Raw genomic sequence first — 23,179 nt, forward strand, 5'->3', positions numbered from 1 at the left:
GTGGAAGAACGCGACATTCCCTCGCTCGACGTCAGGGACGTGACCGTCCGCTTCGCGGGGCTGACCGCGCTCGACGCGGTGAGCTTCACCGTGCGGCCCGGCACCGTGCACGCCCTCATCGGCCCCAACGGGGCAGGAAAGTCCACCTGTTTCAACGTGCTGTCCGGTGTCTGCCGGCCCGCCGCCGGAAGCGTCCGCCTCGGTGAGCACGAACTCACCGGACTGCCGCCCCACCGGATCGCCGGGCTGGGCGTGGCCCGCATCTTCCAGAACCTCGCCCTGCCCCCGCACGCCACCGTCGAGGACTGCCTGCTGCTCGGCCGGCACCGGCTGACCCGCGCCGGATTCCTCGCCGCCGGGCTGCGGCTGCCCTCGGCGGCCCGCGAGGACCGGCGGCACCGCGAACGCGTCCGCGAGATCGCCGCGTTCGTGGGCCTGGAGCGCCAACTCGACCAGCCCGCCGGTTCGCTCCCGTACGGACAGCAGAAGCTCGCCGAGCTCGCCCGGGCCCTGTGCATGGAGCCCCGGGTCCTGCTCCTGGACGAACCCGTCGCGGGCATGACCGCCGACGAACGACGCCGAACCGCCGCGGTCGTCGCGGGAGTTCGCGACAGCCTCGGCATCTCGATCGTGCTGGTGGAACACGACATGGGGGTCGTGATGCGGCTCGCGGACGCGGTGACCGTACTGGACTTCGGGCGCCGTATCGCCGACGGCGCCCCCGCAGACGTACAGAACGATCCGGCGGTGGTACGCGCCTATCTGGGCGAGAGCGCCGGCCCAGAGGAGACCGCTTCATGAGCACCTTCGCCGAACTCCTGCTCAACGGCCTGTCGTTGGGCTCCGTCTACGCCCTCATCGCGCTCGGATTCGTCGTCATCTTCCGGGCCACCGAGGTCGTCAACTTCGCGCACGCCTCCCTGCTGCTCGCGGGCGGCTATGTCACCGCGACCCTCCACGACGACATCGGCTTCTGGCCCGCGCTGCTCGCCGGCGTCGCGGGCGCCGCGCTGGTGGGAGCCGCCGTGGAGTTCCTGGTGATGCGCCGCTACCGGGGATCCGACCAGAGCGTCCTCGCCATCGTCACCATCGGCGTCGACATCCTGCTCACCACCGAACTGACCCGCCGTATCGGCACGGACGTCCTGGCGATGGGCGACCCCTGGGGCAACGCCGTCCTCACCGTCGGGCCGGTCTCCGTCGCCCACACCCGGATCGCGGCGTTCGTCACGGCGTCCCTGCTCATCTCGGCCTTTCTGCTGGCCTTCCGCTACACGTCCTGGGGCGTGGCGATGCGCGCCGCCGCGGAGAGCCCGGAGACCGCCGCCCTGATGGGGGTCAGGCTCGGCCGGGTGTCGCTGGGGGCCTGGGCGGTGGCGGGCGGCCTCGCGGCCGTCGCCGCGCTGTTCCTGACCGTCTTCCCGACCCCCGGACTGGAACGCGCCACCTCGCTGGCCGCGCTCAAGGCGTTCCCCGCGGCGATCCTCGGCGGCCTCGACTCGACGACGGGCGCGCTGGTCGGCGGGCTCCTTGTCGGTGTCACCGAATCCCTGGCCACCGGCTACCAGAGCGACCTCACCTTCCTCGGGCGCGGCCTCGGCGATCTCGCGCCCTACGTGGTGATGGTCGCGATCCTGCTCATCCGGCCCGCCGGGCTGTTCGGCACGAAGGAGCTCGCCCGTGTCTGAGGTCCTCACCCGCGACGAGGCGGCCGGCGCACCCCGGCCCGCCCGCCACCGCACGATCCGGCTGCCCGGCGCCCGGACCGCGATCGGGGCCGTCGGCGCCGTCCTGCTGCTCGCGCTGCCCTTCTACGTCGACCGCTTCTGGCTGGAGGCCGGTCTGTTCGCGATGGCCGCCGCGATCGGCGCGATCGGCCTCAACCTCCTCACCGGCGCGACCGGGCAGCTCTCCATGGGGCACGCCTTCTTCCTCGCGGTCGGTGCGTACGGCTACTGCGTGTTCGCCGCCGACGGGGGCGACGGGCTGACCGGTCTGGGCCTGCCGACCTGGCTCGCGGCCGTGCTCGCCGTGGCCGTCTCCGGAATCGCCGGAGGCCTGTTCAGCCCGATCGCGGGACGGCTGCGCGGTGCCTATCTCGGCATCGCCACCCTCGCCCTGATCTTCATCGGACAGCACGTCCTGTTCAACGCCCGGGATCTGACGGGCGGCTTCAACGGCCGCGACGTACCGCCGCTCAGCCTCTTCGGTCTCACCTTCGACGACCGTGAGCTCGTCGTCGCCGCCGTGCCGTTCGGCTCGGCCGAGAAACTCTGGTACGTCGGTCTGGCGGTACTCCTCGGCTGCGGGCTCTTCGCCCGAGGGGTGCTGCGCGGACGCCCCGGCCGGGCGATGAACGCGATCCGCGACCACCGGATCGCGGCCGGGGTGATCGGCGTGCCCGTCGCCCGGTACCGCGCCGCCGTCTTCGTCCTGTCCTCGATGTACGCGGGCCTGGCCGGGGTGCTGCTCGCCCTGGTCTTCCAGCGCACCGTGCCCGACTACTTCGGGATCACGCTCTCGCTCGACTACCTCGCCATGATCGTCATCGGCGGGCTCGGCTCGGTCGCCGGGGCGGTCGCCGGGGCCGCGTTCGTCTCGCTGCTGCCGCAGCTGCTGACCCGCTACAGCGACACCCTGCCCCTGGTCTCCGACCCGGGCATGGGCGGGATCGCGCCCGGCGAGGCGGCCCGGTACCTGTACGGCGCCGCCGTCGTGGCGGTGGTGCTCTTTCTTCCGGGCGGCCTGGTCAGGGTGGCCGCCCGGCGTCGCGTCAAGCCCCGTCCCGGGGCCACTCCAGGGGAGGAACGATGAGAACGACACACACCGCGCGGCTGGCCGCCGGGGCGCTGGCCGCCCTGCTCGTGCTGGCCGGATGCAGCTCCAAGGCCAAGGACGACAACGCCGACAAGCAGGCGGCCGGCGGGGTGAAGACCGGCGAGGGGATCTCCGGGAAGACGATCAGCCTCGGAGCGCTCACCGACATGAGCGGTGTCTACGCGACGCTCGGCAAGAGCGTCACCCAGGCCCAGCAGCTCTATGTGAAGCAGACCAACGACGCCGGCGGCGTCTGCGGCTACAAGCTGGCGCTGACGGTCCGCGACCACGGGTACGACCCGCAGAAGGCCGTCTCCGGCTACACGGAGCTGGCGCCGAAGGTGCTGGGCTTCACCCAGTTCATCGGCTCGCCGTTCGTCGCGGCCGTCAAGCAGCGCATCGACGGCCAGGACAAGGGTCTGGTCCTGCCGCAGGCCTGGTCGGCCACCCTGCTGGGCAGCTCGTACATCCGGCCCATCGGCTCCACGTACGACATCGAGACGATCAACGCGATCGACTTCCTGATGAAGGAGAAGGGCCTCAAGAAGGGCGACAGCATCGGCCATGTCTACTTCGAGGGGGACTACGGCGAGAACGCCCTGACGGGCTCCCGGTACATGGCGAAGCAGTCGGGGCTCAAGGTCGTCGAGCAGAAGATCAAGCCGACGGACAACGACATGACCGGCCAGGTCGTCGCGCTGAAGAAGGCCGGGGTGAAGGCCATCGTGATCAGCGCGGGCCCGCGGCAGGCCGCCTCGCTCGTCGGGGTCGCAGCGGCCCTCAAGTTCAATGTGCCGGTCATCGGCAACAACTCGGCGTTCGCCCCGCAGCTCCTCGCCACCGCGGCAGCCCCGGCCCTGGAGGCGAACTACTACGTGGCCAATCCCTCGCTGCCGGTCGGGGCGGACACCCCGAAGGCGAAGAAGCTGGTCGCGGACTACCGGGCCGCCTATCCGAAGGACTCCCTGGACAACGGCGTGGTGGCCGGCTGGACGGCCGCGTCGGCGTTCGGTGAGGCGCTGAAGAAGGCCTGTGCGGCCAAGGACCTCACCCGCGAGGGCGTCGACAAGGCCCTGCTGACCATCGACGCGTTCGACCCGGGGTTCGGCATTCCCCAGAACTTCACCGACCCGAAGTCGGCGTCGTCGAAGGAGAGCGTCATCCTGCAGCCCGACAAGGACGCCGTGGGCGGGATGAAGGTCGTCCGTGAGGCCGAGGCCTCGTCCGTCGCCCAGGGATACACGCCCGGCGCGTGACCCCGGCCGCTCCCGCGCGGGGCGCGAGAGGCTCCGCCCACGCACAAGGGCCCCGAACCGTGTGGTTCGGGGCCCTTCGTGTCGTACGGGGTGTTACGGGAGCTGTGCGGCTCGTGCCTCACGGCGGTTGCCCCGGAAGTTGTGCACCCGGCGAGCCGTGGCGAACAACGGGATCACCGCGCCCATGACCAGCTGCAGCGCACAGCCCGTCTGGAGGAGCAGCTGGCCGCCCGGGGCGTCGAACGCCCACGCCGCCAGGAGACCCATCGAGAGCACGATCCAGGAGAGCATCGCGACCGCGAGGCGACCGCGCGGCTTGGGGTACTCGACCCGGCTCACCATCAGCCAGGCGGTGCCCATGATCGCCATGAGCGTGGCGACGAAGGGCAGCTCGAGCAGGATGATGGAGACCACCGTCAGGGCGCCGAAGGGGCTCGGCATGCCCTGGAACGTGCCGTCCTTCACCGTGACGCAGGAGAATCTCGCGAGCCTCAGCACCACGGCCAGGAGCACCACGATCGCTCCGACCGCCGCCACCTTCTGGTACGCGTCGTCCGCGACCATGCCGTACACGAGCACGAAGTACGCCGGCGCGAGACCGAAGCTGATCAGGTCGGACAGGTTGTCCAACTCGGCGCCCATGGGGGAGGAGCGCAGCTTGCGGGCCACCAGGCCGTCGAACAGGTCGAACACCGCGGCGCACAGCATGAGGATCACGGCCGTGGCGGCGGAGTGACGGGCCATGCCCGACTCGTCGCTGCCCGTGAGGTGCGGGATCAGGATGCCGGTGGTGGTGAAGTACACCGCCATGAAACCGCAGGTGGCGTTGCCGAGGGTGAGCGTGTCCGCTATCGAGAGGCGGAGCGAGAGGGGCATCTCCTCCTCGTCGTCCGCCTCATCGGCCTCGGGAACCCAGCCGGCCTGTGTCTCGGGATCAATCACGGTCAATTCGAGTCACCCCAGCCACGGTCTTCTGACCGACCTCCACGTCGACCTCGACACCCTCGGGGAGATAGATGTCCACGCGCGAGCCGAAGCGGATCAGGCCGATCCGGTCACCCTGCTCGACCTTCGTGCCCTGAGGGATGTAGGGGACGATGCGACGGGCGACCGCGCCGGCGATCTGGATCATCTCGATGTCACCGAGCTCGGTGTCGAAGTGCCAGACGACGCGCTCGTTGTTCTCGCTCTCCTTGTTGAACGCCGGAACGAACCCACCGGGGATGTGCTCGACCGACGTCACCGTGCCGGAGAGGGGCGCGCGGTTGACGTGGACGTTGAGCGGGCTCATGAAGATCGCGACACGGGTGCGTCCGTCCTTCCACGGCATGATGCTCTGCACCACACCGTCGGCGGGCGAGATGACACGGCCCTGCGTGATCTCACGCTCGGGATCGCGGAAGAACCACAGCATCCCGGCCGCGAGCGCGGTGACGGGTACGGCCACGGCCTTGGCCGCGCCGGAACGGCGCGAACGAGCCAGGCTGAGTGCTGCGGTGGCAACGGTCGGGAGAAGCCACGGCGATGCTCCGCGCGCGAGGCGGACCCGGCCGCGAGGTGCAGAGGTTTGGCTGTGGGGCATGGATGACCTTCGTAGCGGATGATGCCGCGCTCGAACGGGGGACGGCGGCTTTCACGCGATCGTACCGGTCGCAGACCGCAACTGGGCAAGCCAAGATGCGGAGTCGACGGCCGAAGAGTGCTGACGGGGTGTGATCTTCTTCGCGAAGAAAACACCCCGAACCCGGACATCTAGCCCTGGAGTCGATACTCTTCGAGCAGTCGGCGCCCGATGATCATTTTCTGAATTTCGGCGGTACCTTCGCCGATCAGCAGCATCGGCGCCTCACGGTAGAGGCGCTCGATCTCGTACTCCTTGGAGAAGCCGTAGCCGCCGTGGATCCGGAAAGCATCTTCCACTACCTCTTTGCAGTACTCGGAGGCGAGGTACTTCGCCATCCCTGCTTCGAGGTCGTTTCGTTCCCCGGAGTCCTTTTTGCGAGCCGCGTTCACCATCATTGCATGGGCGGCCTCGACCTTGGTAGCCATTTCGGCCAGCTTGAACTGGATCGCCTGGTGCTGGGCGATGGCCTTGCCGAAAGTGTGCCGTTGCTGGGCATATGAGACGCCGAGCTCAAAAGCACGCTGTGCGACGCCGCAGCCACGAGCCGCGACATTGACGCGGCCGACCTCGACTCCGTCCATCATTTGGTAAAACCCTCGGCCGGTGGTTCCGCCGAGTACGCGATCGGCCGGAATGCGCAGTCCGTCCATGATGAGTTCGGTGGTGTCGACCCCCTTGTAACCCATCTTGTCGATCTTCCCGGGAATGGTGAGGCCGGGGCGGACCTCTCCGAAGCCGGGCTCCTTCTCCACCAGGAAGGTCGTCATCGACTTGTGGGGCGCCGTGCCCTCGGGGTGTCCTTCGTCACTTCGGACCAGAACGGCCACCAGATTCGATGATCCACCGTTCGTCAGCCACATCTTCTGGCCGTTCAGGACGTACTCGTCGCCGTCCTTGACCGCCTTCGACGAGATCGCCGACACATCCGAGCCGAGCGCCGGCTCCGACATCGAGAAGGCGCCGCGCGTCTCACCGAGCGCCATGCGGGGCAGGAAGTGGTCCTTCTGCTCCTGCGTGCCGTGCTGCTTGATCATGTACGCCACGATGAAGTGGGTGTTGATGATGCCGGAGACCGACATCCAGCCACGGGCGATCTCCTCGACGCACAGCGCGTACGTCAGGAGGGACTCGCCCAGGCCGCCGTACTCCTCGGGGATCATCAGCCCGAAGAGGCCCAGCTCCTTGAGGCCGTCGACGATGGCTTGGGGGTACTCGTCGCGGTGCTCCAGCTCGGTCGCGACCGGGATGATCTCCTTGTCCACGAAGTCGCGGACGGTGGAGAGGATCTCCTGCTGGACGTCGGTCAGACCGGCGGTCTGGGCGAGTCGCGCCATGACTACTTCTCCGTCTTCTTTTCCGCGGGTGCGGTGAGTTCGGGCCGGCCGGGCTGCTCGCCGCCGCGCTCCTTGATGTACGTCTCGGTGGGAACCATCACCTTGCGGCGGAACACGCAGACCAGCGTGCCGTCCTGCTTGTAACCCTTGGTCTCGACGTAGACGATCCCGCGGTCCGACTTGGACCGGGAGGGCGTCTTGTCGAGGACCGTGGTCTCGCCGTAGATCGTGTCGCCGTGGAAGGTCGGCGCCACGTGCTTCAGCGACTCGACCTCCAGGTTGGCGATCGCCTTGCCCGAGACGTCCGGCACGGACATCCCGAGGAGCAGCGAGTAGATGTAGTTCCCGACGACGACGTTCTTGCCGAAATCGGTCGTCTTCTCCGCGTAGTTGCTGTCCATGTGGAGCGGGTGGTGGTTCATGGTCAGCAGACAGAAGAGGTGGTCGTCGTACTCCGTGACCGTCTTCCCGGGCCAGTGCTTGTAGACCGCCCCGACCTCGAACTCTTCGTAGGTGCGTCCGAACTGCATGGTGCTCAGGCCTCCGGGGCTTCGAACGTGGTCGTGCGCTGCATGCCGGCGGCCCGGCCCTTGCCCGAGATGACGAGCGCCATCTTGCGGCTGGCCTCGTCGATCATCTCGTCGCCGAGCATCGCGGAGCCCTTCTTGCCGCCCGCCTCGGACGTGTAGTAGTCGTACGCGTCCAGGATCAGCTCGGCGTGGTCGAAGTCCTCCTGCGAGGGGGAGAAGATCTCGTTGGAGGCCTCCACCTGACCCGGGTGCAGGACCCACTTGCCGTCGAAGCCGAGGGCGGCGGCACGCTGGGCGACCGCGCGGTAGCCGTCGATGTTGCGGATCTGCAGGTAGGGACCGTCGATCGCCTGGAGGTTGTTGGCGCGGGCGGCCATCAGGATCTTCATCAGGATGTAGTGGTAGGCGTCCGCCGGGTAGCCGGGCGGCTGCTCACCCACGACCAGCGACTTCATGTTGATCGACGCCATGAAGTCGGCCGGGCCGAAGATGATCGTCTCCACGCGCTGCGAAGCGGTGGCGATCTCGTTGACGTTGTTCAGGCCCTGGGCGTTCTCGATCTGCGCCTCGATGCCGATCTTGCCGACCTCGAAGCCCATCGTCTTCTCGATCTGCGTCAGCAGCAGATCCAGCGCCACGACCTGCTGGGCGGTCTGGACCTTCGGCAGCATGATGCAGTCGAGGTTCTGCCCCGCGCCCTCGACGACCGTGACGACATCGCGGTACGTCCACTCGGTCGTCCAGTCGTTGACGCGCACGACCCGCGTCTTGCCGGTCCAGTCACCCTCGTTGAGGAACTTGACGATGGTGTGCCGGGCGTCGGGCTTGGCCAGCGGCGCGCACGCGTCCTCCAGGTCGAGGAAGACCTGGTCCGCGGGGAGCCCCTGGGCCTTCTCCAGGAACCGGGGGTTGCTGCCCGGCACCGCCAGGCAGGAGCGTCGCGGACGCAGACGGTTGACGGGCGTGGTCATGCGGGGACCTCCAGGGGGTCGAGCTTGTTCGCTTTCCGGATCTCGTCGACGATACGGCCGATGATTCCGGTGATGTCGAAGTCCTTCGGTGTGAAGACCGCGGCCACTCCCGCGGCCCGCAGCTGTTCGGCGTCGGCGTTCGGGATGATCCCGCCCGCGATCACCGGAATGTCGCCCGCGCCGGCCGTGCGCATCTTCTCCAGGACGTCCGGCACCAGCTGGGCGTGCGAGCCGGACAGGATGGACAGGCCGACAGCGTGCACGTCCTCGGCCACGGCCGCGTCCACGATCTGCTCCGGGGTGAGCCGGATGCCCTGGTACACGACCTCGAAGCCGGCGTCGCGGGCCCGCACGGCGATCTGCTCGGCGCCGTTGGAGTGCCCGTCCAGGCCCGGCTTGCCCACCAGGAACCGGAGGTTGCCGACGCCCAGGTCCTTCGCGGTCAGCTCCACCTTGCGGCGCACCAGCGCCAGCGCGGTGCCCTCCTCGGCGGTGACCGCGACGGGCGCGGACGAGACGCCGGTCGGGGCGCGGAACTCGCCGAACACCTCGCGCAGGGCCCCGGCCCACTCGCCGGTCGTGACACCGGCGCGGGCGCACTCCAGGGTGGCCTCCATGAGGTTGGCGGTGCCCTTCGCGGCCTCCTTCAGCCGCTCCAGCGCCTTGCACGGGCGCGGGTGGTTGAAGGGAGGCTGGTAGCGCGTGTCGCGCCAGGTCCCCAGCGCGGAGATCACCCGGGCCTCGACCGCGGGGTCGACCGTCATGATCGCCGCGTCCAGGTCGGCCGTGAGCGGGTTCGGCTCGGTCGACTGGAAGATGTTGACGCCGACGATCTTGTCGGTGCCGCCCTCGATACGGCCCCGGCGCTCGGCGTGCGAGGAGACGAGCTGCGACTTGAGGTAGCCGGACTCGACGGCGGCCATCGCGCCGCCCATCGCCTCGATGCGGTCGATCTCGGCCAGCGACTCCTCGACGAGGGACGCCACCTTGGCCTCGATGACGTGCGAGCCCTCGAAGATGTCCTCGTACTCCAGCAGGTCGCTCTCGTGCGCCAGCACCTGCTGGATGCGCAGCGACCACTGCTGGTCCCACGGACGGGGCAGGCCCAACGCCTCGTTCCAGGCAGGCAGTTGGACGGCACGCGCGCGGGCGTCCTTGGACAGGGTGACGGCCAGCATCTCCAGCACGATCCGCTGGACGTTGTTCTCCGGCTGCGCCTCGGTCAGACCGAGGGAGTTGACCTGGACGCCGTACCGGAAACGCCGCTGCTTGGGGTCCTCGATGCCGTACCGCTCACGCGTGATCTTGTCCCAGATCCGCCCGAACGCCCGCATCTTGCACATCTCCTCGATGAAGCGGACACCCGCGTTCACGAAGAAGGAGATACGGGCCACGACCTCGCCCTTGCGGTCCTCGGCGATCTGCCCGGACGCGAACACCGCGTCCAGGACGGCGATCGCGGTGGACATCGCGTACGCGATCTCCTGGACCGGCGTGGCGCCCGCCTCCTGCAGGTGGTAGCTGCAGATGTTGATCGGGTTCCACTTGGGGATGTGGTTGACCGTGTACGTGATCATGTCCGTCGTGAGACGGAGGGAGGGCACCGGCGGGAAGACGTGCGTCCCCCGCGAGAGGTACTCCTTCACGATGTCGTTCTGGGTCGTCCCCTGGAGCTGGGTGATGTCGGCGCCCTGCTCCTCGGCGACGACCTGATAGAGCGCCAGCAGCCACATGGCGGTGGCGTTGATGGTCATCGAGGTGTTCATCTGCTCCAGGGGGATGTCCTGGAACAGCCGGCGCATGTCACCGAGGTGCGAGACCGGCACGCCGACCCGGCCGACCTCGCCGCGGGCGAGGATGTGGTCGGGGTCGTAGCCCGTCTGTGTCGGCAGGTCGAAGGCCACGGAGAGCCCTGTCTGCCCCTTGGCGAGGTTGCGCCGGTACAACTCGTTGGACGCCTCGGCCGTGGAGTGGCCGGCGTACGTCCGCATGAGCCACGGCCGGTCCTTCACCCTCTGCCCGTCGGCTGTCTGACGCTCTGTCATGGATGGACCTCAGACGTTCCGGAAGCGGTTGATGGCGTCGATGTGCTGGGCGCGCTTCTCCTCGTCGCGCACGCCCAGGCCCTCCTGGGGCGCCAGCGCGAGCACGCCGACCTTGCCCTGGTGGAGGTTGCGGTGCACGTCGTAGGCGGCCTGCCCGGTCTCCTCCAGGGAGTAGACCTTGGAGAGCGTCGGGTGGATCTTGCCCTTGGCGACGAGGCGGTTGGCCTCCCAGGCCTCGCGGTAGTTCGCGAAGTGCGAGCCGATGATCCGCTTCAGCGACATCCACAGGTAGCGGTTGTCGTACTCGTGGTTGTAGCCCGAGGTCGAGGCACAGGTGACGATGGTGCCGCCCTTGCGGGTGACGTACACCGAGGCGCCGAAGGTCTCGCGGCCCGGGTGCTCGAAGACGATGTCCACGTCCTCGCCGCCGGTGAGCTCGCGGATGCGCTTGCCGAAGCGCTTCCACTCCTTGGGGTCCTGGTTGTGCTCGTCCTTCCAGAACTTGTAGTCCTCGGCGTTGCGGTCGATGATCGCCTCCGCGCCCATCTTCCGGCAGATGTCCGCCTTCTGCTCGCTGGAGACGACGCAGATGGGGTTGGCGCCGCCGGCGAGCGCGAACTGCGTGGCGTACGAGCCGAGTCCGCCGCTCGCGCCCCAGATGAGCACGTTGTCGCCCTGCTTCATGCCGGCGCCGTTGCGGGAGACCAGCTGCCGGTACGCGGTGGAGTTCACGAGCCCGGGAGCGGCGGCCTCCTCCCAGCTCAGGTGGCCCGGCTTGGGCATCAGCTGGTTGGACTTGACGAGCGCGATCTCGGCGAGGCCGCCGAAGTTGGTCTCGAAGCCCCAGATGCGCTGCTCGGGGTCGAGCATCGTGTCGTTGTGGCCGTCGGAGGATTCCAGCTCGACGGACAGGCAGTGCGCGACGACCTCGTCGCCGGGCTTCCAGGAGTTCACTCCCGGGCCGGTGCGCAGGACGACGCCCGCGAGGTCCGAGCCGATGATGTGGTACGGCAGGTCGTGGCGCTTGCTGAGCTCGCTGAGGCGCCCGTAGCGCTCCAGGAAGCCGAAGGTCGACACCGGCTCGAAGATCGACGTCCAGACCGAGTTGTAGTTCACGGAGGACGCCATGACGGCGACCAGGGCCTCGCCCGGTCCGAGCTCCGGCACCGGCACGTCGTCCAGGTGGATCGACTTGCGGGGGTCCTTGTCGCGGCTGCTGAGCCCGGCGAACATCTCCGCCTCGTCCTTGTGCACGGTGATCGCGCGGTAGGACTCGGGGAGCGGAAGTGCTGCGAAGTCGGCGGACGTGGCGGTCCGCGACTGAATCGCGTCCAGGATTTCCTTCACGGTGTTGCCTCCGGCGATGCGCGTTCTGAGGGGGGAACGCTGAGGGTTACGTCGGTGCTGCTGCTGAGGGGTGTGCCGTCGGTTCGGCGGAGGTGGTGCTGTGGCAGCGCTGTGGTTGGCGCAGGAGGTTGCCTGTGACGCAGGCGTCCGGGCGCGCAGGCCATGGGGCTTGCGGGGACAGCCGGCGTACGAATGGTCTCTGCACGCCGGCCGCCCGGACTCCTTCAACGTATGGCACGCCGTGTCACCTGACAAGGCACGGAGTGCCAGAAGTTGCGCTCAGGTGAAATCTTTACGTAACACGTGAGCGATGATCGATCAGACTGGGGGCGAAAACGCCCGTATTGGGGCGCAAAAACGCCGGACGCGCTCGAATTGAGCACGTCCGGCGAAGGGGGCGATCCGTCCGACGAGTGTGAACGGGCGGTGTTGCCGAGGGTGGGTGGTGAGGGGCTGGACGGTGGCCTGGCCCAGGAGGCCGCTAGGACCGTTCCTTGAGGGCCTGCTCGATCGTGCGCATCACCTGGTCCAGCGGAGCGTCGACGCGGGCCACGGTCACCAGCACGTCCCCCTCGGTGAAGGACGACGCCGGCGCCGATCGCGGCGCGGTCTCCCGTCCCGCGCCGATCCCGGTGCCGAAGGTCTTGCGGACGATGGCGAAGGCGTGGTCCAGCTGCGTCTCCACATCGCCCTGGCCGCCCGCCCTCAGCCAGCGCCGCAGCACGTGGTTGTGGGCCGTGACCACGGCCGACGCGGCGACCTCGGCGAGCAGCGGATCGTCGTTGGCGTCGTCGTCGTGCGCGTGCTCGTCGAAGTGGCCGAGCAGGTAGCGGGTGAAGAGCCGCTCGTAGCGGGCCACGGAGGCGATCTCGGCCTCGCGCAGCGTCGGCACCTCGCGCGTCAGCTTGTAGCGCGAGACGGAGATCTCCGGCTGGGCCGCGTACATCTTCATGACTTCCTTGATGCCGCGGCACACGGTGTCGAGCGGATGCTCGTGCGCGGGCGCCGCGTTGAGCACCGCCTCGGCCCGGATCAGGGTGTCGTCGTGATCGGGGAAGATCGCCTCTTCCTTGGAGCGGAAGTGGCGGAAGAAGGTGCGGCGGGCAACCCCGGCCTGGGCCGCGATCTCGTCGACGGTGGTCGCCTCGTACCCCTTGGCCGCGAACAGCTCCATGGCCGCGGCCGCCAGCTCACGGCGCATCTTGAGGCGTTGGGCTGCCGCGCGACTGCCCGCGGCACTCTCCGGCGCGTCGGGCGTGGCTGGTGTACGTGAGGACTTGGCGGGCTGGGGCATGCCCCGAACGTACTGCATGTGCGCAGGAGAGCGCGCATGTCCGGGGATCCCCCCGCCCTGGACGGGCGGGGGGTATCCGGCGGGGCCGAGGAGTCCGCCCCAGTCCGCGTCGGCCGCGAACCAGTCGCCCGGACGCTCAGCGGCGGGCATATTCGCGGAAGCCGCGGCCCGTCTTGCGGCCGAGGCAGCCCGCGGCCACCAGGTGCTCCAGGAGCGGGGCCGGGGCGAGTCCCGGGTCGCGGAACTCGCGGTGCAGGACCTTCTCGATGGCCAGCGAGACATCGAGCCCGACCACGTCGAGCAGCTCGAAGGGCCCCATCGGGTATCCGCCGCCCAGCTTCATCGCCGCGTCGATGTCGTCCAGCGAGGCGTAGTGCTCCTGCACCATCTTGATCGCGTTGTTCAGGTACGGGAAGAGCAGCGCGTTCACGATGAAGCCGGCCCGGTCACCGCAGTCCACCGGGTGCTTGCGGATCTTCGCGCAGACCTCGCGCACGGTGGCGTGCACGTCGTCCGCGGTCAGCACGGTCCGCACGACCTCGACGAGCTTCATCGCCGGGGCCGGGTTGAAGAAGTGCATGCCGATCACGTCCTGCGGGCGCGAGGTGGCGCGGGCGCAGGCGACGACGGGCAGCGAGGAGGTGGTGGTGGCCAGGATCGCGCCGGGCTTGCAGACCTTGTCGAACGTGCCGAACAGCTGCTGCTTGATCTCCAGGTCCTCGGCGACCGCCTCCAGTGCCAGATCGACCTCGGCGAAGTCGTCGTAGCTGCCGGTCGGTGTGATCAGCTCCAGGGTCCGCGCCGCAGCCTCGGCCGTCATCCGGCCCTTGTCGACGGAACGGGAGAGCGACTTGCCGATACGGGCCTTCGCGGTCTGCGCCTTCTCTTCCGTACGGGCCGCGAGGACGACCTCGTATCCGGCCTTCGCGAAGACTTCCGCGATACCGGAGGCCATCGTGCCGGAGCCGGCGACCCCGACCGAGCGGATCGTGCGGCCCGGCGCCAGGACGGCACCGTCGAGCGGCGTCAGCGCGTCCCGAACGACGGCGTCGCTGCCCGGGGCGTCGTACGAGTAGAAGCCGCGGCCGGACTTGCGCCCGGTCAGGCCCGCCTCGCTGAGCTGCTTGAGGATGGGCGCGGGGGCGTGCAGCCGGTCGCGCGACTCGGAGTACATCGCCTCCAGGACGGTCCGCGCGGTGTCCACACCGATCAGGTCGAGCAGCGCGAGCGGGCCCATGGGCAGCCCGCAGCCGAGCTTCATCGCCGCGTCGATGTCCTCGCGGGAGGCGTACTTCGCCTCGTACATCGCGGCCGCCTGGTTGAGGTAGCCGAAGAGCAGCCCGTCGGCGACGAAACCGGGGCGGTCGCCGACCGCGACGGGCTCCTTGCCGAGTTCGAGCGCCAGGTCGGTGACCGCGGCGACGGCCGCCGGCGCGGTCAGCACCGAGGAGACGACCTCGACGAGCTTCATCGCGGGCGCCGGGTTGAAGAAGTGCAGACCGAGCACGCGCTCGGGGTGGGCCGAGTCGGCGGCCAGACGCGTCACGGACAGCGCGTTGGTTCCCGTCGCGAGGATCGCCTCGGGGCGCACGATGGTGTCGAGAGCCCGGAAGACCTGCTGCTTGGTGTCGTACGACTCCGGGGTCACCTCGATGACGAGGTCGGCGTCGGCGGCGGCCGCGAGGTCGGTGAAGGTACGGAAGCGGGCGAGGGCGTCGGTGCGCTCCGCGTCGCTCATGTGCTCGCGGCGCACGGCGCGGGCGGTGGAGGCTTCGAGGGTGGCCACGGCCTGGGCGGCCGCGGCTTCGCTGATGTCGATGCCGATGACGTCACGGCCGGCTCGGGCCAGGACTTCGGCGATGCCGGTGCCCATGGTGCCGAGGCCGATGACGGCGACGGTCTTCAGCGGGGACAGAGGGGTGTCGGACAGGGGAGTGGCCATCGCGGGACTCCTGGAAGAGGTGACGTCTGAGGAGCGCACGCGGGTACGCCGACAGGCGCACGGCGTGCGGAGGTTGCGGGTGTTTCCGGGCTGACGAGCGCACACGCCCGGTGCCGTCCCGAAGCGCCGACGAACGGGCGCCCATGGGCGGTGAAAGCCGACAGGCCCTGTCCCGGAGCCATGTCGTACTGAGGTACCTGAGGTACCGAACCGACTGCTCTCACGATGGCTGCGTCACCAGGCCACCGAGAGGTTCGACGCGAGTGGGTAACTCGCTCGTCTGAGCTTAACTCGTCAGTAACGAGCACGCCAGTCCCCGACTTTGTGATGTACGTCCCCGCACCTCACGGGCTTCCCTAAGCTCAGCCCATGGACGAAGCGTTGCGATCGCTCACGGAGCGTCTACGGAGCGAGTCCGGAGCCTTGGGGCCATACGAACGTCTTGTGGCGACCGAGGACGCCGACGTGTTGGCCGCCGCGCTGACCGAGCCCGGACAGCCGCTCTGGGCTCGGGAGTTGGCAGCCTTCCGGCTCGGCACGGCCGGGGACCGGCGGGCCTTCGAAGCGCTCGTCCTGCTGCTCAACCACCGCGATCCGCAGCGCTGCGCGTCCGCCGCACAAGCCCTGTCCCGGCTCGGCGACCCGCGCACGGCCCGCGCCGCCGCGGCGCTCGCCACGAACGAGCTGCGGGTCGCCTACGCCCTCCAGCCGGTACGGCTGCTGGTCGAACTGCGCGCGCCCGAAGCCGTACCCGCGCTGATCACCACCCTGGAACGCAGGCTGCGTCCGCACGACCCGTACCGAAGGGTCGCCCTCGCGTGCGCGGAAGGCCTGGGCGTCCTGGGCGACGTCCGCGCGAGACCGGTCCTGAACGAGGCACTGGCCCACCCGGCGCTCGCGGAGACGGCCGTGCGCGCCCTGGCCCGGTTGCCCAAGGAACAGGTTTAGGCGTAGGTGCGGCTCTGGGCGTACCTGCCTGTACGCCCGCCCGCTCACGTCGGCCGGCGCGGGTGTGCCGGTGCCGACGTACGCGGCCCGGCGTCAGCGCGAACCGTGCGTCCGTCGGTCGAGTCCGGCGTCAGTGCGAACCGGGCGTCCGTCGGTCGAGCCCGGTGCCGGTCAGCAGGCGTGCGTAGCGCACCTCGGGTACCTCGACCCCGGCCGCCTCGAAGGGCTCCTCGGCGCCGTCGGGACGGAAGCCGGCCCGTTCGTAGAAACGGCGGGCCGTGGCGTTCTCCTTGAGGACCCACAGCAGCATGCGCTCGCGCCCGGCCGCCGCACAGCGGTCGGCGGACTCCCGGAGCAGGGCGTGCCCGACCCCCTGGCCCAGGTGGTCGGGATGCACGTAGATCGCGTACAACTCGACGTCCCCGGCGCGCACTTCGCTGTCGCGGTGCGGTCCGTGGCAGGCCCAGCCGACCACGGAGCCGTCCCGCTCCGCGACCAGGTTGACGACGCTGTCGTCGCCCTGTTCGAAGTAGCGGCGGCGGCGCGCCGCGTCCTCGGCCACGCTGAGCCCGTCCAGGTACGACTGCGGTATCAGGCCCCTGTACGCGCTCTGCCAGCCGCGCACCCGGATCTCGGCCACCCGCGGACAGTCGTGGAGGGTCATCTCACGAACCCGTAGCCCGCTCACGCGCCGACCACCCTGTACGCCTCGGTCTCCACGGCGCGGGAGTGCGCGGCGGCTGGGGCGAGCCCGTCGGGGGCGGAGACGCGTGTCGGCCTGCTCATGGGTCCATGGTGGACCATGGGTCCGACAACGCCCCCGACGGGCTTCGCTGCGGGGGAGGTTCAGCCCCGGTAGCCGAGCAGTCCGTGCAGCGTCGAACCCCGCGAGGAGGCGGACGCGGCCTTCGCGGTCAGCGGCTTCGGGTCGGGCAGTGTCCTGCACACCGCGTCGGCCTCGCCGCTGCCGTGCGGCACCTTGCCGTTGGTCAGATACGCCGCCAGGTACTTGTCCAGGCAGGCGTTGCCGCTCAGTGTGATGCCGTGGTTCCCGCCGCCCTGCTCGACCACCAGGCTGGAGCCGCGCAGTTGGTGATGGACGGTGACGCCCCCCTCGTAGGGAGTGGCCGCGTCGTTGGTGGCCTGGAAGAGCAGGGTCGGCGGCAGGTGGCGGTTGGAGATGTCCACCGGCCGGAGCGAGTCCGTGGGCCAGAACGCGCACGGCGCGTTGTACCAGGCGTTGTTCCAGGCCATGAACGGCGCCTTGTCGTACACCGCCCAGTTGTCCTCGCGCCACTGGCGCCAGTCGCGCGGCCAGGACGCGTCACGGCACTGCACCGACGTGTAGATGCTGTAGCCGTTGTCGCCCGAGGCGTCGACGGCGGCGAAGTTGTCGTAGGCCTCGACGAGCGCGTCCGAGTTCTTGCTGTTCACATAGGACGCGAACGCCTCGGCGAGGTAGGGCCAGTAACCGTTGTAGTAACCGCCCGGGATGAAGGTGTCCTCCAGTTCGGAGGCGCCCACCTTCTTCTGCGCGGGGTTCTTGGCGAGCGCCGCGCGCATCGCGTACCACTTGGCCTCGACCTTGGCCGGGTCGGTGCCGAGCTTGTAGGCCGCGTTGTTCTTGGCGACCCACGCCAGGAACGCCAGGTGACGGTCGTTGAAGGCGTAGTCCTGGCTGAGGTTGTCGTCGTACCACACACCGGTGGGGTCGACGATGGAGTCCAGGACCAGTCGGCGGACCCGCTGCGGGTAGAGCTTGGCGTACACGGCCCCCAGATAGGTGCCGTACGAGTAGCCGAAGTAGTTGATCTTCTTGGCGCCGAGCGCGCCGCGGATCGCGTCCATGTCCCGGACCGCGCTCACCGTGTCCATGTACGGCAGCAGCTTCGCGTACTTCGTGCCGCACGCCTCGGCGAAGGCCTTGGCGCGGCGGAGGTTGGCCTTCTCGATGGCCCGGGTGCTCGGGACGGTGTCGGGGCGGACGGGCTTGAAGTGCCCCGGCTTGCAGTCCAGCGCGGGCCTGCTCGCGCCGACCCCGCGCGGGTCGAAGCCGATGACGTCGTACTGCGCCGCCACGGCCTTGGGCAGCGTGGAGGCGACGAATCCGGCCAGCGTGAGCCCGCTGCCGCCGGGACCGCCCGGGTTGACCAGCAGCGGCCCCTGGTACGTCTTCGCGGTGTGCGGGACGCGGGACAGGGCGAGAGTGATCCGCTCGCTGTACGGGTTCGTGTGGTCCAGCGGCACCTTCAGGGACGCGCATTGGAGCGTCGGGTAGTCGCTGGTGCCGCACTTCTTCCAGCTGGGTTTCGCGGTCGGGATGGAGGTGGTGCGCGGTGCGGCAGCGGAGCCGGCGCTCGCGTCGGCGGGGATCGAAGTGATCACCCCGGCCAGCACGGCGGCCGCCCCGCACAGAGCAGCTGCGCGTTTCTTCACAAGGCCTCCCAGGACGGAGGATTTGAGCCGTGCACGCCACGGCCTTCGCCGTATCGTCCCGGACGGGGGTCCCGGAAGAACGCGTTCCGGCAAGACTCGACCCGATTGGATCGCCGGATGCGCTCGGATGCCGTCACACGAGCTCCCGGCGGCCGTCAGGGATCTGACGGCTTCGCGGAAGCGTGCGAACCCCCCGCTGTGGTGGATCGCCGTGATGGATCGTCAGAGCAGCGTCAGCTGAGTCGGTCCGGGCGCAGTGGACGCCGACGACACCGTGGGCGCCGAGGGGACCGCGGGCTCGGAGGCGGTGATCCGGCGCGGCATTCCCGCGCGCGTGGGACCGATGCCGTACTCCTGTGCCAGCTCGTGGACCTGACGGGTGATCCGGCGCTGGTACCACTTCGGGGCGTAGGCACCCTCCGCGTACAGCCGCTCGTAGCGCGGTACGAGGTGGGGGTGGTGGCGCTCCAGCCAGGCCATGAACCACTCACGGGCGCCGGGCCGCAAGTGCAGCACCAGCGGGGTCACCGAGGTCGCCCCCGAGGCCGCTACGGCCCGCACGGTGGCGCGCAGCTGGGCGGGGTGGTCGCCCAGGAAGGGGATCACGGGGGCCATCAGGACCCCGCAGCCGATGCCGTGGTCCGTCAGGGCGCGGACGACGTCCAGGCGGCGCTCAGGGGCCGGTGTGCCCGGCTCCACGGTGCGCCACAGCTCGGTGTCGGTGAAGCCCACGGAGACGGAGATCCCGACGTCGGTGACCTCGGACGCCTGCCTCAGGAGGTCGAGGTCGCGCAGGATGAGCGTGCCCTTCGTCAGGATCGAGAAGGGGTTCGCGTGGTCGCGCAGGGCCGCGATGATGCCCGGCATGAGCCCGTACCGGCCCTCCGCGCGCTGGTAGCAGTCGACGTTCGTGCCCATCGCGATGTGCTCGCCGTGCCAGCGGCGTGAGGCGAGCTGGCGGCGCAGCAGTTCCGGGGCGTTCACCTTCACCACGATCTGGGAGTCGAAGTCGATTCCTGTGTCGAGGTCCAGATAGCTGTGCGTCTTGCGGGCGAAGCAGTAGACGCACGCGTGCGAGCAGCCCCGATAGGGGTTCACCGTCCACTCGAAGGGCATGCGGGAGGCCCCCGGCACCCGGTTCACGATCGATCGTGCCCGGATCTCGTGGAACGTGATTCCCCGGAACTCCGGAGTGTCGAAGGTTCGTGTGGTCACCGCGTCCGCGCCGAACAGGGCGGCGTCCCGGGCGGGGCCCCCGGCGGGGTCCACGGTCAGGTTCTCCCAGCGCATGGCGCCTCCTCGATAGCACTGGACAGAGAATAGAACACATGTTCCCTTGATCGTGCGACCTGTTTCCCGCGGCACCCCGTCGGCGCCGCCCGCACCCCACGGGCACCCCGATTTGGGCGGCCGGGGCGCCGGGTGGTTGGCTGGCCGCACACCCCCGAGGAACCAAGTGCTGGAGGAAGTGCCATGGCGCAGGTCGAGGCCACGACGGAGCGGGTCATCGCGGCGGACGCGGAGGCGGTGTTCGACGCCCTGGCCGACTACAGCGGCACCCGCCCGAAGCTGCTGCCCGAGCACTTCAGCGAGTACGAGGTGCGCGAGGGCGGCGACGGCGAGGGCACCCTCGTCCACTGGAAGCTCCAGGCCACCAGCAAGCGCGTCCGTGACTGTCTCCTGGAGGTGAGCGAGCCCACCGACGGCGAGCTCGTCGAGAAGGACCGCAACTCCTCGATGGTCACCACGTGGCGTGTCACCCCGGCAGGAGAGGGCAAGTCGCGCGTCGTCGTCACCAGCGTCTGGAACGGCGCGGGCGGCATCGGCGGCTTCTTCGAGAGGACCTTCGCGCCCAAGGGTCTCGGCCGCATCTACGACGCCCTGCTCGCCAACCTCGCGACGCAGACCGAGAAGTAGCCCCGGAGACGCGGAGGCATGTGACTCCCGGGGGTCGAGGTGCGGCCCCCGGACGGCGACTTGGCGGGCGCGTCCGCCAAAAGGCCGTGCCCGAGGGCGTGTTGTGTCCTCACCGTTTCGGGTGGATCTCCTTTTCGCCTGGCAGTACGCCGTAACTCGTCACGCTTGCTCGCAGTTGTCGCGATTAGCGGGAATTGTGCGGTGGGTGCGACGAGGGGAGCGGTACGTGGGCGGGATCACTCTGGTGCAGGACGAACCGGCCGTCGCACTCGCGCGCAAGCCCCCTCCGGTGGCCGCCGAGCCCGTCCGACCCGCCCCGCGTCAGGTGCGGTTGATCTTCTGCGGGCTGATCCCGGCCCTGCTCCTCGCCGCACTTGAGCAGATGATCGTGGCCACCGCGCTCCCGAAGATCGTCGGAGAGCTGCACGGCCTCGACCGGATGTCCTGGGCGATCACCGCCTATCTGCTCACCTCCACCGTCGGACTCCCCGTCTACGGCAAGCTCGGCGACCTCTACGGCCGCAAGGGCGTCTTCCAGTTCGCCATCGTCGTCTTCGTCATCGGCTCCGCGCTCGCCGGACGGGCACGGACCATGGACCAGCTGATCGCCTTCCGCGCGGTCCAGGGCATCGGCGCCGGCGGCCTCATGATCGGCGTGCAGGCGATCATCGCGGACATCGTGCCGCCGCGCCGACGGGGCCGGTTCATGGGGCTGATCGGCGCCGCGTTCGGACTCGCCTCGGTCGCGGGACCCCTGCTGGGCGGCTACTTCACCGACCATCTGTCCTGGCGCTGGTGCTTCTACATCAACGTGCCCTTCGGACTGGTCACGCTGGCCGTCGTCACCGTCGTACTGAAACTGCCGAAGCCCGCCGTCCGAGGACGTGTCGACGTCCTCGGGGTGGTGCTCCTCGCCGCCGCGTCGAGCTGCGTGGTCCTGCTGACCAGTTGGGGCGGCACCGAGTACGCCTGGGGCTCACGGGTCGTCCTCGGACTCGCGGTGGGCGCGGTCGCCACGACGGTGCTCTTTCTCGTCGTCGAGCGCTTCGCGGTCGAACCCCTCATCCCGCTGAGGCTGTTCCGGGACCCCGTCTTCAACGTCACCGCGCTCGTCGGTCTGGTCGTCGGAGCCGCACTGTTCGGGGCTGCCGGATATCTCCCTACGTTTCTTCAGATGGTGGATGGCGCGGGCGCCACCGAATCCGGGCTCCTGATGCTCCCCATGATGGGCGGCATCGTCGTCGCCTCCGTGGTCTCCGGGCAGCTCATCAGCCGTACCGGCCGCTACAAGGTCTTCCCGGTCCTCGGCTGCGCCCTCTCGGCCGTCGGCATGTGGCTGCTGTCCCGCCTCGACATCGGCACGTCCCGGCTGCACTACAGCATCTGGATGGGGGTCCTCGGCGTGGGCATCGGCATGGTGATGCCGGTGCTGGTGGTCGCCGTGCAGAACTCCGTGCGACCGGCGGACCTCGGCACCGCGACCAGCGCCAACAACTACTTCCGGCAGATCGGCGGCAGCGTCGGAGCCGCCGTCTTCGGCACGCTCTTCGCCGACCGGCTGGCCGACGCGCTCGCCGACCGCCTCCCCACGCGCGCGGGGACGACCCCCGACTCCGAGTCCATCACCCCGCAGCTCGTCCACGCGATGCCCGCCGCGCTGCGCGACCGGTACATCGGCGCCTACGCGGACGCCATGCCGCGGATCTTCCTCTACCTCGTGCCGGTACTCGTCCTCGGCCTGTTCATCGCCTTCTTCCTCAAGGAGAGACCGCTGGTGTCCCACAACGCATCCACCTCCGACCCGGAGGCCGCGCGGATGAACGACCGCATCCCGCAGGCCCGTTCGGGGTACGCCGCCGGGATCCCCGTCTGCGGCACGGTGCAGCACCCCGACGGCACCGCCGTGGCGCGCGCCGCGCTCACCCTCATCGACATCGGGGGACAGCAGATCGGGCGGGGCGCCAGCGCGGAGGACGGCCGGTACGCGCTGTCCACGCCCGGCGCGGGCTCGTACGTGCTGATCGCCGCGGCCGGAGGCCACCAGCCGCAGGCCGTCTCGGTGACCGTCGGCGAACGGCCGGTGGAACTCGACGTCGTGCTCGGCGGCGCGGGGCGCCTCGCCGGCAGCGTGCTGACCGCGGACGGCACCCCGGTGCGGGAGGCCACCGTCACCCTCACCAACGTGCACGGCGAGGTGGTGGCCACCACCCGCAGCGGACGCGAGGGCGGTTACGTCTTCACGGAACTGGTGGCAGGCGAGTACACCCTCGCCGCCGGCGCACCCGCGTTCCGTCCCGCCGCGCTCCCGGTGACCGTCCAGGCGGCCCGGGAGACCCGCCAGGACGTCGAACTCGCCGGTGGCGCCGTGCTGCGCGGCACCGTCCGGGCGGGCGGCGGACGGCCCGTCGAGGACGCGCGCGTGACGCTGCTGGACGCCGCGGGCAATGTGGTGGACACCCTCACCACCGGCCCTGACGGAACGTTCCGGTTCATCGATCTGTCGTCCGGCGAGTACACCGTGATCGCGGCGGGCTATCCGCCGGTGGCCACCGTGCTCCAGGTCGCCGGGGGCGACCGGACGGAACGGGACCTGCAACTCGGGCACGAGGACTGACACAGGGTCACGCGCGATCCGGGTGGGCGAGCCGGTGTGCGGGCCGGGCACGCGATGCGGGTACCCGGGCCGGGTGCACGGGCCGGGCGGACCGGATCAACCGG

General features: G+C 69.7%; 19 protein-coding genes. 7 read left to right on the forward strand and 12 right to left on the reverse strand.

What is annotated here, in order from left to right:
- From ACZ4N5_RS07010 to ACZ4N5_RS07025, 4 genes are read left to right on the forward strand one after another with little or no spacing between them, the layout of a single operon-like run.
- A complete protein-coding gene (locus ACZ4N5_RS07010) occupies positions 1–801 on the forward strand; it encodes an ABC transporter ATP-binding protein (RefSeq protein ID WP_467756078.1) in 801 nt (266 codons plus the stop codon).
- Positions 798–1,688: a branched-chain amino acid ABC transporter permease gene (locus ACZ4N5_RS07015; RefSeq protein ID WP_467756079.1), complete on the forward strand. Its 891-nt coding sequence runs from the start codon at positions 798–800 to the stop codon at positions 1,686–1,688. The genes ACZ4N5_RS07010 and ACZ4N5_RS07015 overlap by 4 nt, the downstream gene beginning before the upstream one ends.
- Complete coding sequence (locus tag ACZ4N5_RS07020) at positions 1,681–2,814, forward strand: branched-chain amino acid ABC transporter permease (protein WP_467756080.1); 1,134 nt, start codon at positions 1,681–1,683, stop codon at positions 2,812–2,814. The genes ACZ4N5_RS07015 and ACZ4N5_RS07020 overlap by 8 nt, the downstream gene beginning before the upstream one ends.
- On the forward strand, positions 2,811–4,073 hold the full coding sequence (locus ACZ4N5_RS07025; protein ID WP_467756081.1) for an ABC transporter substrate-binding protein: 1,263 nt from the start codon (positions 2,811–2,813) through the stop codon (positions 4,071–4,073). Before ACZ4N5_RS07020 ends, ACZ4N5_RS07025 begins: the two co-directional genes overlap by 4 nt.
- Before the next feature lie 93 nt (positions 4,074–4,166).
- Here the strand turns inward: ACZ4N5_RS07025 and pssA are convergent, their stop codons facing one another.
- The 9 genes from pssA to ACZ4N5_RS07070 all read right to left on the reverse strand — a co-directional run bounded on the left by pssA (position 4,167) and on the right by ACZ4N5_RS07070 (position 15,160).
- Complete coding sequence (pssA, locus tag ACZ4N5_RS07030) at positions 4,167–4,949, reverse strand: CDP-diacylglycerol--serine O-phosphatidyltransferase (RefSeq protein WP_467756303.1); 783 nt, start codon at positions 4,947–4,949, stop codon at positions 4,167–4,169.
- Positions 4,950–5,007: 58 nt separating this feature from the next.
- Positions 5,008–5,655 (reverse strand): phosphatidylserine decarboxylase, encoded by a 648-nt coding sequence (locus ACZ4N5_RS07035; RefSeq protein ID WP_328552592.1) that lies wholly within the window; start codon positions 5,653–5,655, stop codon positions 5,008–5,010.
- Between the two features lie 170 nt (positions 5,656–5,825).
- Positions 5,826–7,031: an acyl-CoA dehydrogenase family protein gene (locus ACZ4N5_RS07040; protein WP_355840279.1), complete on the reverse strand. Its 1,206-nt coding sequence runs from the start codon at positions 7,029–7,031 to the stop codon at positions 5,826–5,828.
- 2 nt (positions 7,032–7,033) lie between these two features.
- Positions 7,034–7,561, reverse strand: coding sequence for a MaoC family dehydratase (locus tag ACZ4N5_RS07045; RefSeq protein ID WP_261705053.1), 528 nt, complete (start codon positions 7,559–7,561; stop codon positions 7,034–7,036).
- Between the two features lie 5 nt (positions 7,562–7,566).
- The gene (locus tag ACZ4N5_RS07050; RefSeq protein WP_467756082.1) at positions 7,567–8,532 is read right to left on the reverse strand and encodes an HpcH/HpaI aldolase/citrate lyase family protein; all 966 of its coding nucleotides are present in this window, start codon (positions 8,530–8,532) and stop codon (positions 7,567–7,569) included.
- Positions 8,529–10,577: a protein meaA gene (locus ACZ4N5_RS07055; protein WP_467756083.1), complete on the reverse strand. Its 2,049-nt coding sequence runs from the start codon at positions 10,575–10,577 to the stop codon at positions 8,529–8,531. Before ACZ4N5_RS07055 ends, ACZ4N5_RS07050 begins: the two co-directional genes overlap by 4 nt.
- A gap of 9 nt (positions 10,578–10,586) precedes the next feature.
- Complete coding sequence (ccrA, locus tag ACZ4N5_RS07060) at positions 10,587–11,924, reverse strand: crotonyl-CoA carboxylase/reductase (RefSeq protein ID WP_467756084.1); 1,338 nt, start codon at positions 11,922–11,924, stop codon at positions 10,587–10,589.
- Between the two features lie 481 nt (positions 11,925–12,405).
- On the reverse strand, positions 12,406–13,218 hold the full coding sequence (locus ACZ4N5_RS07065; RefSeq protein WP_467756085.1) for a TetR family transcriptional regulator: 813 nt from the start codon (positions 13,216–13,218) through the stop codon (positions 12,406–12,408).
- Between the two features lie 136 nt (positions 13,219–13,354).
- Positions 13,355–15,160: a 3-hydroxyacyl-CoA dehydrogenase family protein gene (locus tag ACZ4N5_RS07070; RefSeq protein ID WP_467756086.1), complete on the reverse strand. Its 1,806-nt coding sequence runs from the start codon at positions 15,158–15,160 to the stop codon at positions 13,355–13,357.
- A 369-nt stretch (positions 15,161–15,529) separates the two neighbouring features.
- Between ACZ4N5_RS07070 and ACZ4N5_RS07075 the strand changes: the two genes are divergently transcribed.
- On the forward strand, positions 15,530–16,108 hold the full coding sequence (locus ACZ4N5_RS07075; RefSeq protein ID WP_467756087.1) for an adenylosuccinate lyase: 579 nt from the start codon (positions 15,530–15,532) through the stop codon (positions 16,106–16,108).
- Between the two features lie 130 nt (positions 16,109–16,238).
- Here the strand turns inward: ACZ4N5_RS07075 and ACZ4N5_RS07080 are convergent, their stop codons facing one another.
- From ACZ4N5_RS07080 to ACZ4N5_RS07090, 3 genes are all read right to left on the reverse strand, one after another.
- Positions 16,239–16,772 (reverse strand): GNAT family N-acetyltransferase, encoded by a 534-nt coding sequence (locus ACZ4N5_RS07080; RefSeq protein WP_467756088.1) that lies wholly within the window; start codon positions 16,770–16,772, stop codon positions 16,239–16,241.
- Positions 16,773–16,954: 182 nt separating this feature from the next.
- Entirely contained in the window at positions 16,955–18,544 is a 1,590-nt protein-coding gene (locus tag ACZ4N5_RS07085; RefSeq protein WP_467756089.1) for an alpha/beta hydrolase, read from the reverse strand.
- A 222-nt stretch (positions 18,545–18,766) separates the two neighbouring features.
- On the reverse strand, positions 18,767–19,834 hold the full coding sequence (locus ACZ4N5_RS07090; protein WP_467756090.1) for an Rv2578c family radical SAM protein: 1,068 nt from the start codon (positions 19,832–19,834) through the stop codon (positions 18,767–18,769).
- 183 nt (positions 19,835–20,017) lie between these two features.
- Here ACZ4N5_RS07090 and ACZ4N5_RS07095 point away from each other — a divergent pair, with 183 nt between their 5' ends.
- Positions 20,018–20,461 (forward strand): SRPBCC family protein, encoded by a 444-nt coding sequence (locus tag ACZ4N5_RS07095; protein WP_401331001.1) that lies wholly within the window; start codon positions 20,018–20,020, stop codon positions 20,459–20,461.
- 226 nt (positions 20,462–20,687) lie between these two features.
- The gene (locus ACZ4N5_RS07100; protein ID WP_467756091.1) at positions 20,688–23,075 is read left to right on the forward strand and encodes an MFS transporter; all 2,388 of its coding nucleotides are present in this window, start codon (positions 20,688–20,690) and stop codon (positions 23,073–23,075) included.
- Positions 23,076–23,179: the final 104 nt, after the last annotated feature.

The sequence above is a fragment of the Streptomyces sp. NPDC026500 genome, from assembly GCF_055567635.1.

Excerpts from the sequence above, each read along its gene's own strand:
- ACZ4N5_RS07015 (WP_467756079.1), top strand. The coding sequence starts at position 798 with ATGAGCACCTTCGCCGAACTCCTGCTCAACGGCCTGTCGTTGGGCTCC.
- ACZ4N5_RS07025 (WP_467756081.1), top strand. The coding sequence starts at position 2,811 with ATGAGAACGACACACACCGCGCGGCTGGCCGCCGGGGCGCTGGCCGCC.
- pssA (WP_467756303.1), bottom strand. The coding sequence starts at position 4,949 with ATGCCCCTCTCGCTCCGCCTCTCGATAGCGGACACGCTCACCCTCGGC.
- ACZ4N5_RS07035 (WP_328552592.1), bottom strand. The coding sequence starts at position 5,655 with ATGCCCCACAGCCAAACCTCTGCACCTCGCGGCCGGGTCCGCCTCGCG.
- ACZ4N5_RS07040 (WP_355840279.1), bottom strand. The coding sequence starts at position 7,031 with ATGGCGCGACTCGCCCAGACCGCCGGTCTGACCGACGTCCAGCAGGAG.
- ACZ4N5_RS07045 (WP_261705053.1), bottom strand. The coding sequence starts at position 7,561 with ATGCAGTTCGGACGCACCTACGAAGAGTTCGAGGTCGGGGCGGTCTAC.
- ACZ4N5_RS07050 (WP_467756082.1), bottom strand. The coding sequence starts at position 8,532 with ATGACCACGCCCGTCAACCGTCTGCGTCCGCGACGCTCCTGCCTGGCG.
- ACZ4N5_RS07055 (WP_467756083.1), bottom strand. The coding sequence starts at position 10,577 with ATGACAGAGCGTCAGACAGCCGACGGGCAGAGGGTGAAGGACCGGCCG.
- ACZ4N5_RS07065 (WP_467756085.1), bottom strand. The coding sequence starts at position 13,218 with ATGCCCCAGCCCGCCAAGTCCTCACGTACACCAGCCACGCCCGACGCG.
- ACZ4N5_RS07070 (WP_467756086.1), bottom strand. The coding sequence starts at position 15,160 with ATGGCCACTCCCCTGTCCGACACCCCTCTGTCCCCGCTGAAGACCGTC.
- ACZ4N5_RS07075 (WP_467756087.1), top strand. The coding sequence starts at position 15,530 with ATGGACGAAGCGTTGCGATCGCTCACGGAGCGTCTACGGAGCGAGTCC.
- ACZ4N5_RS07080 (WP_467756088.1), bottom strand. The coding sequence starts at position 16,772 with ATGACCCTCCACGACTGTCCGCGGGTGGCCGAGATCCGGGTGCGCGGC.
- ACZ4N5_RS07090 (WP_467756090.1), bottom strand. The coding sequence starts at position 19,834 with ATGCGCTGGGAGAACCTGACCGTGGACCCCGCCGGGGGCCCCGCCCGG.
- ACZ4N5_RS07095 (WP_401331001.1), top strand. The coding sequence starts at position 20,018 with ATGGCGCAGGTCGAGGCCACGACGGAGCGGGTCATCGCGGCGGACGCG.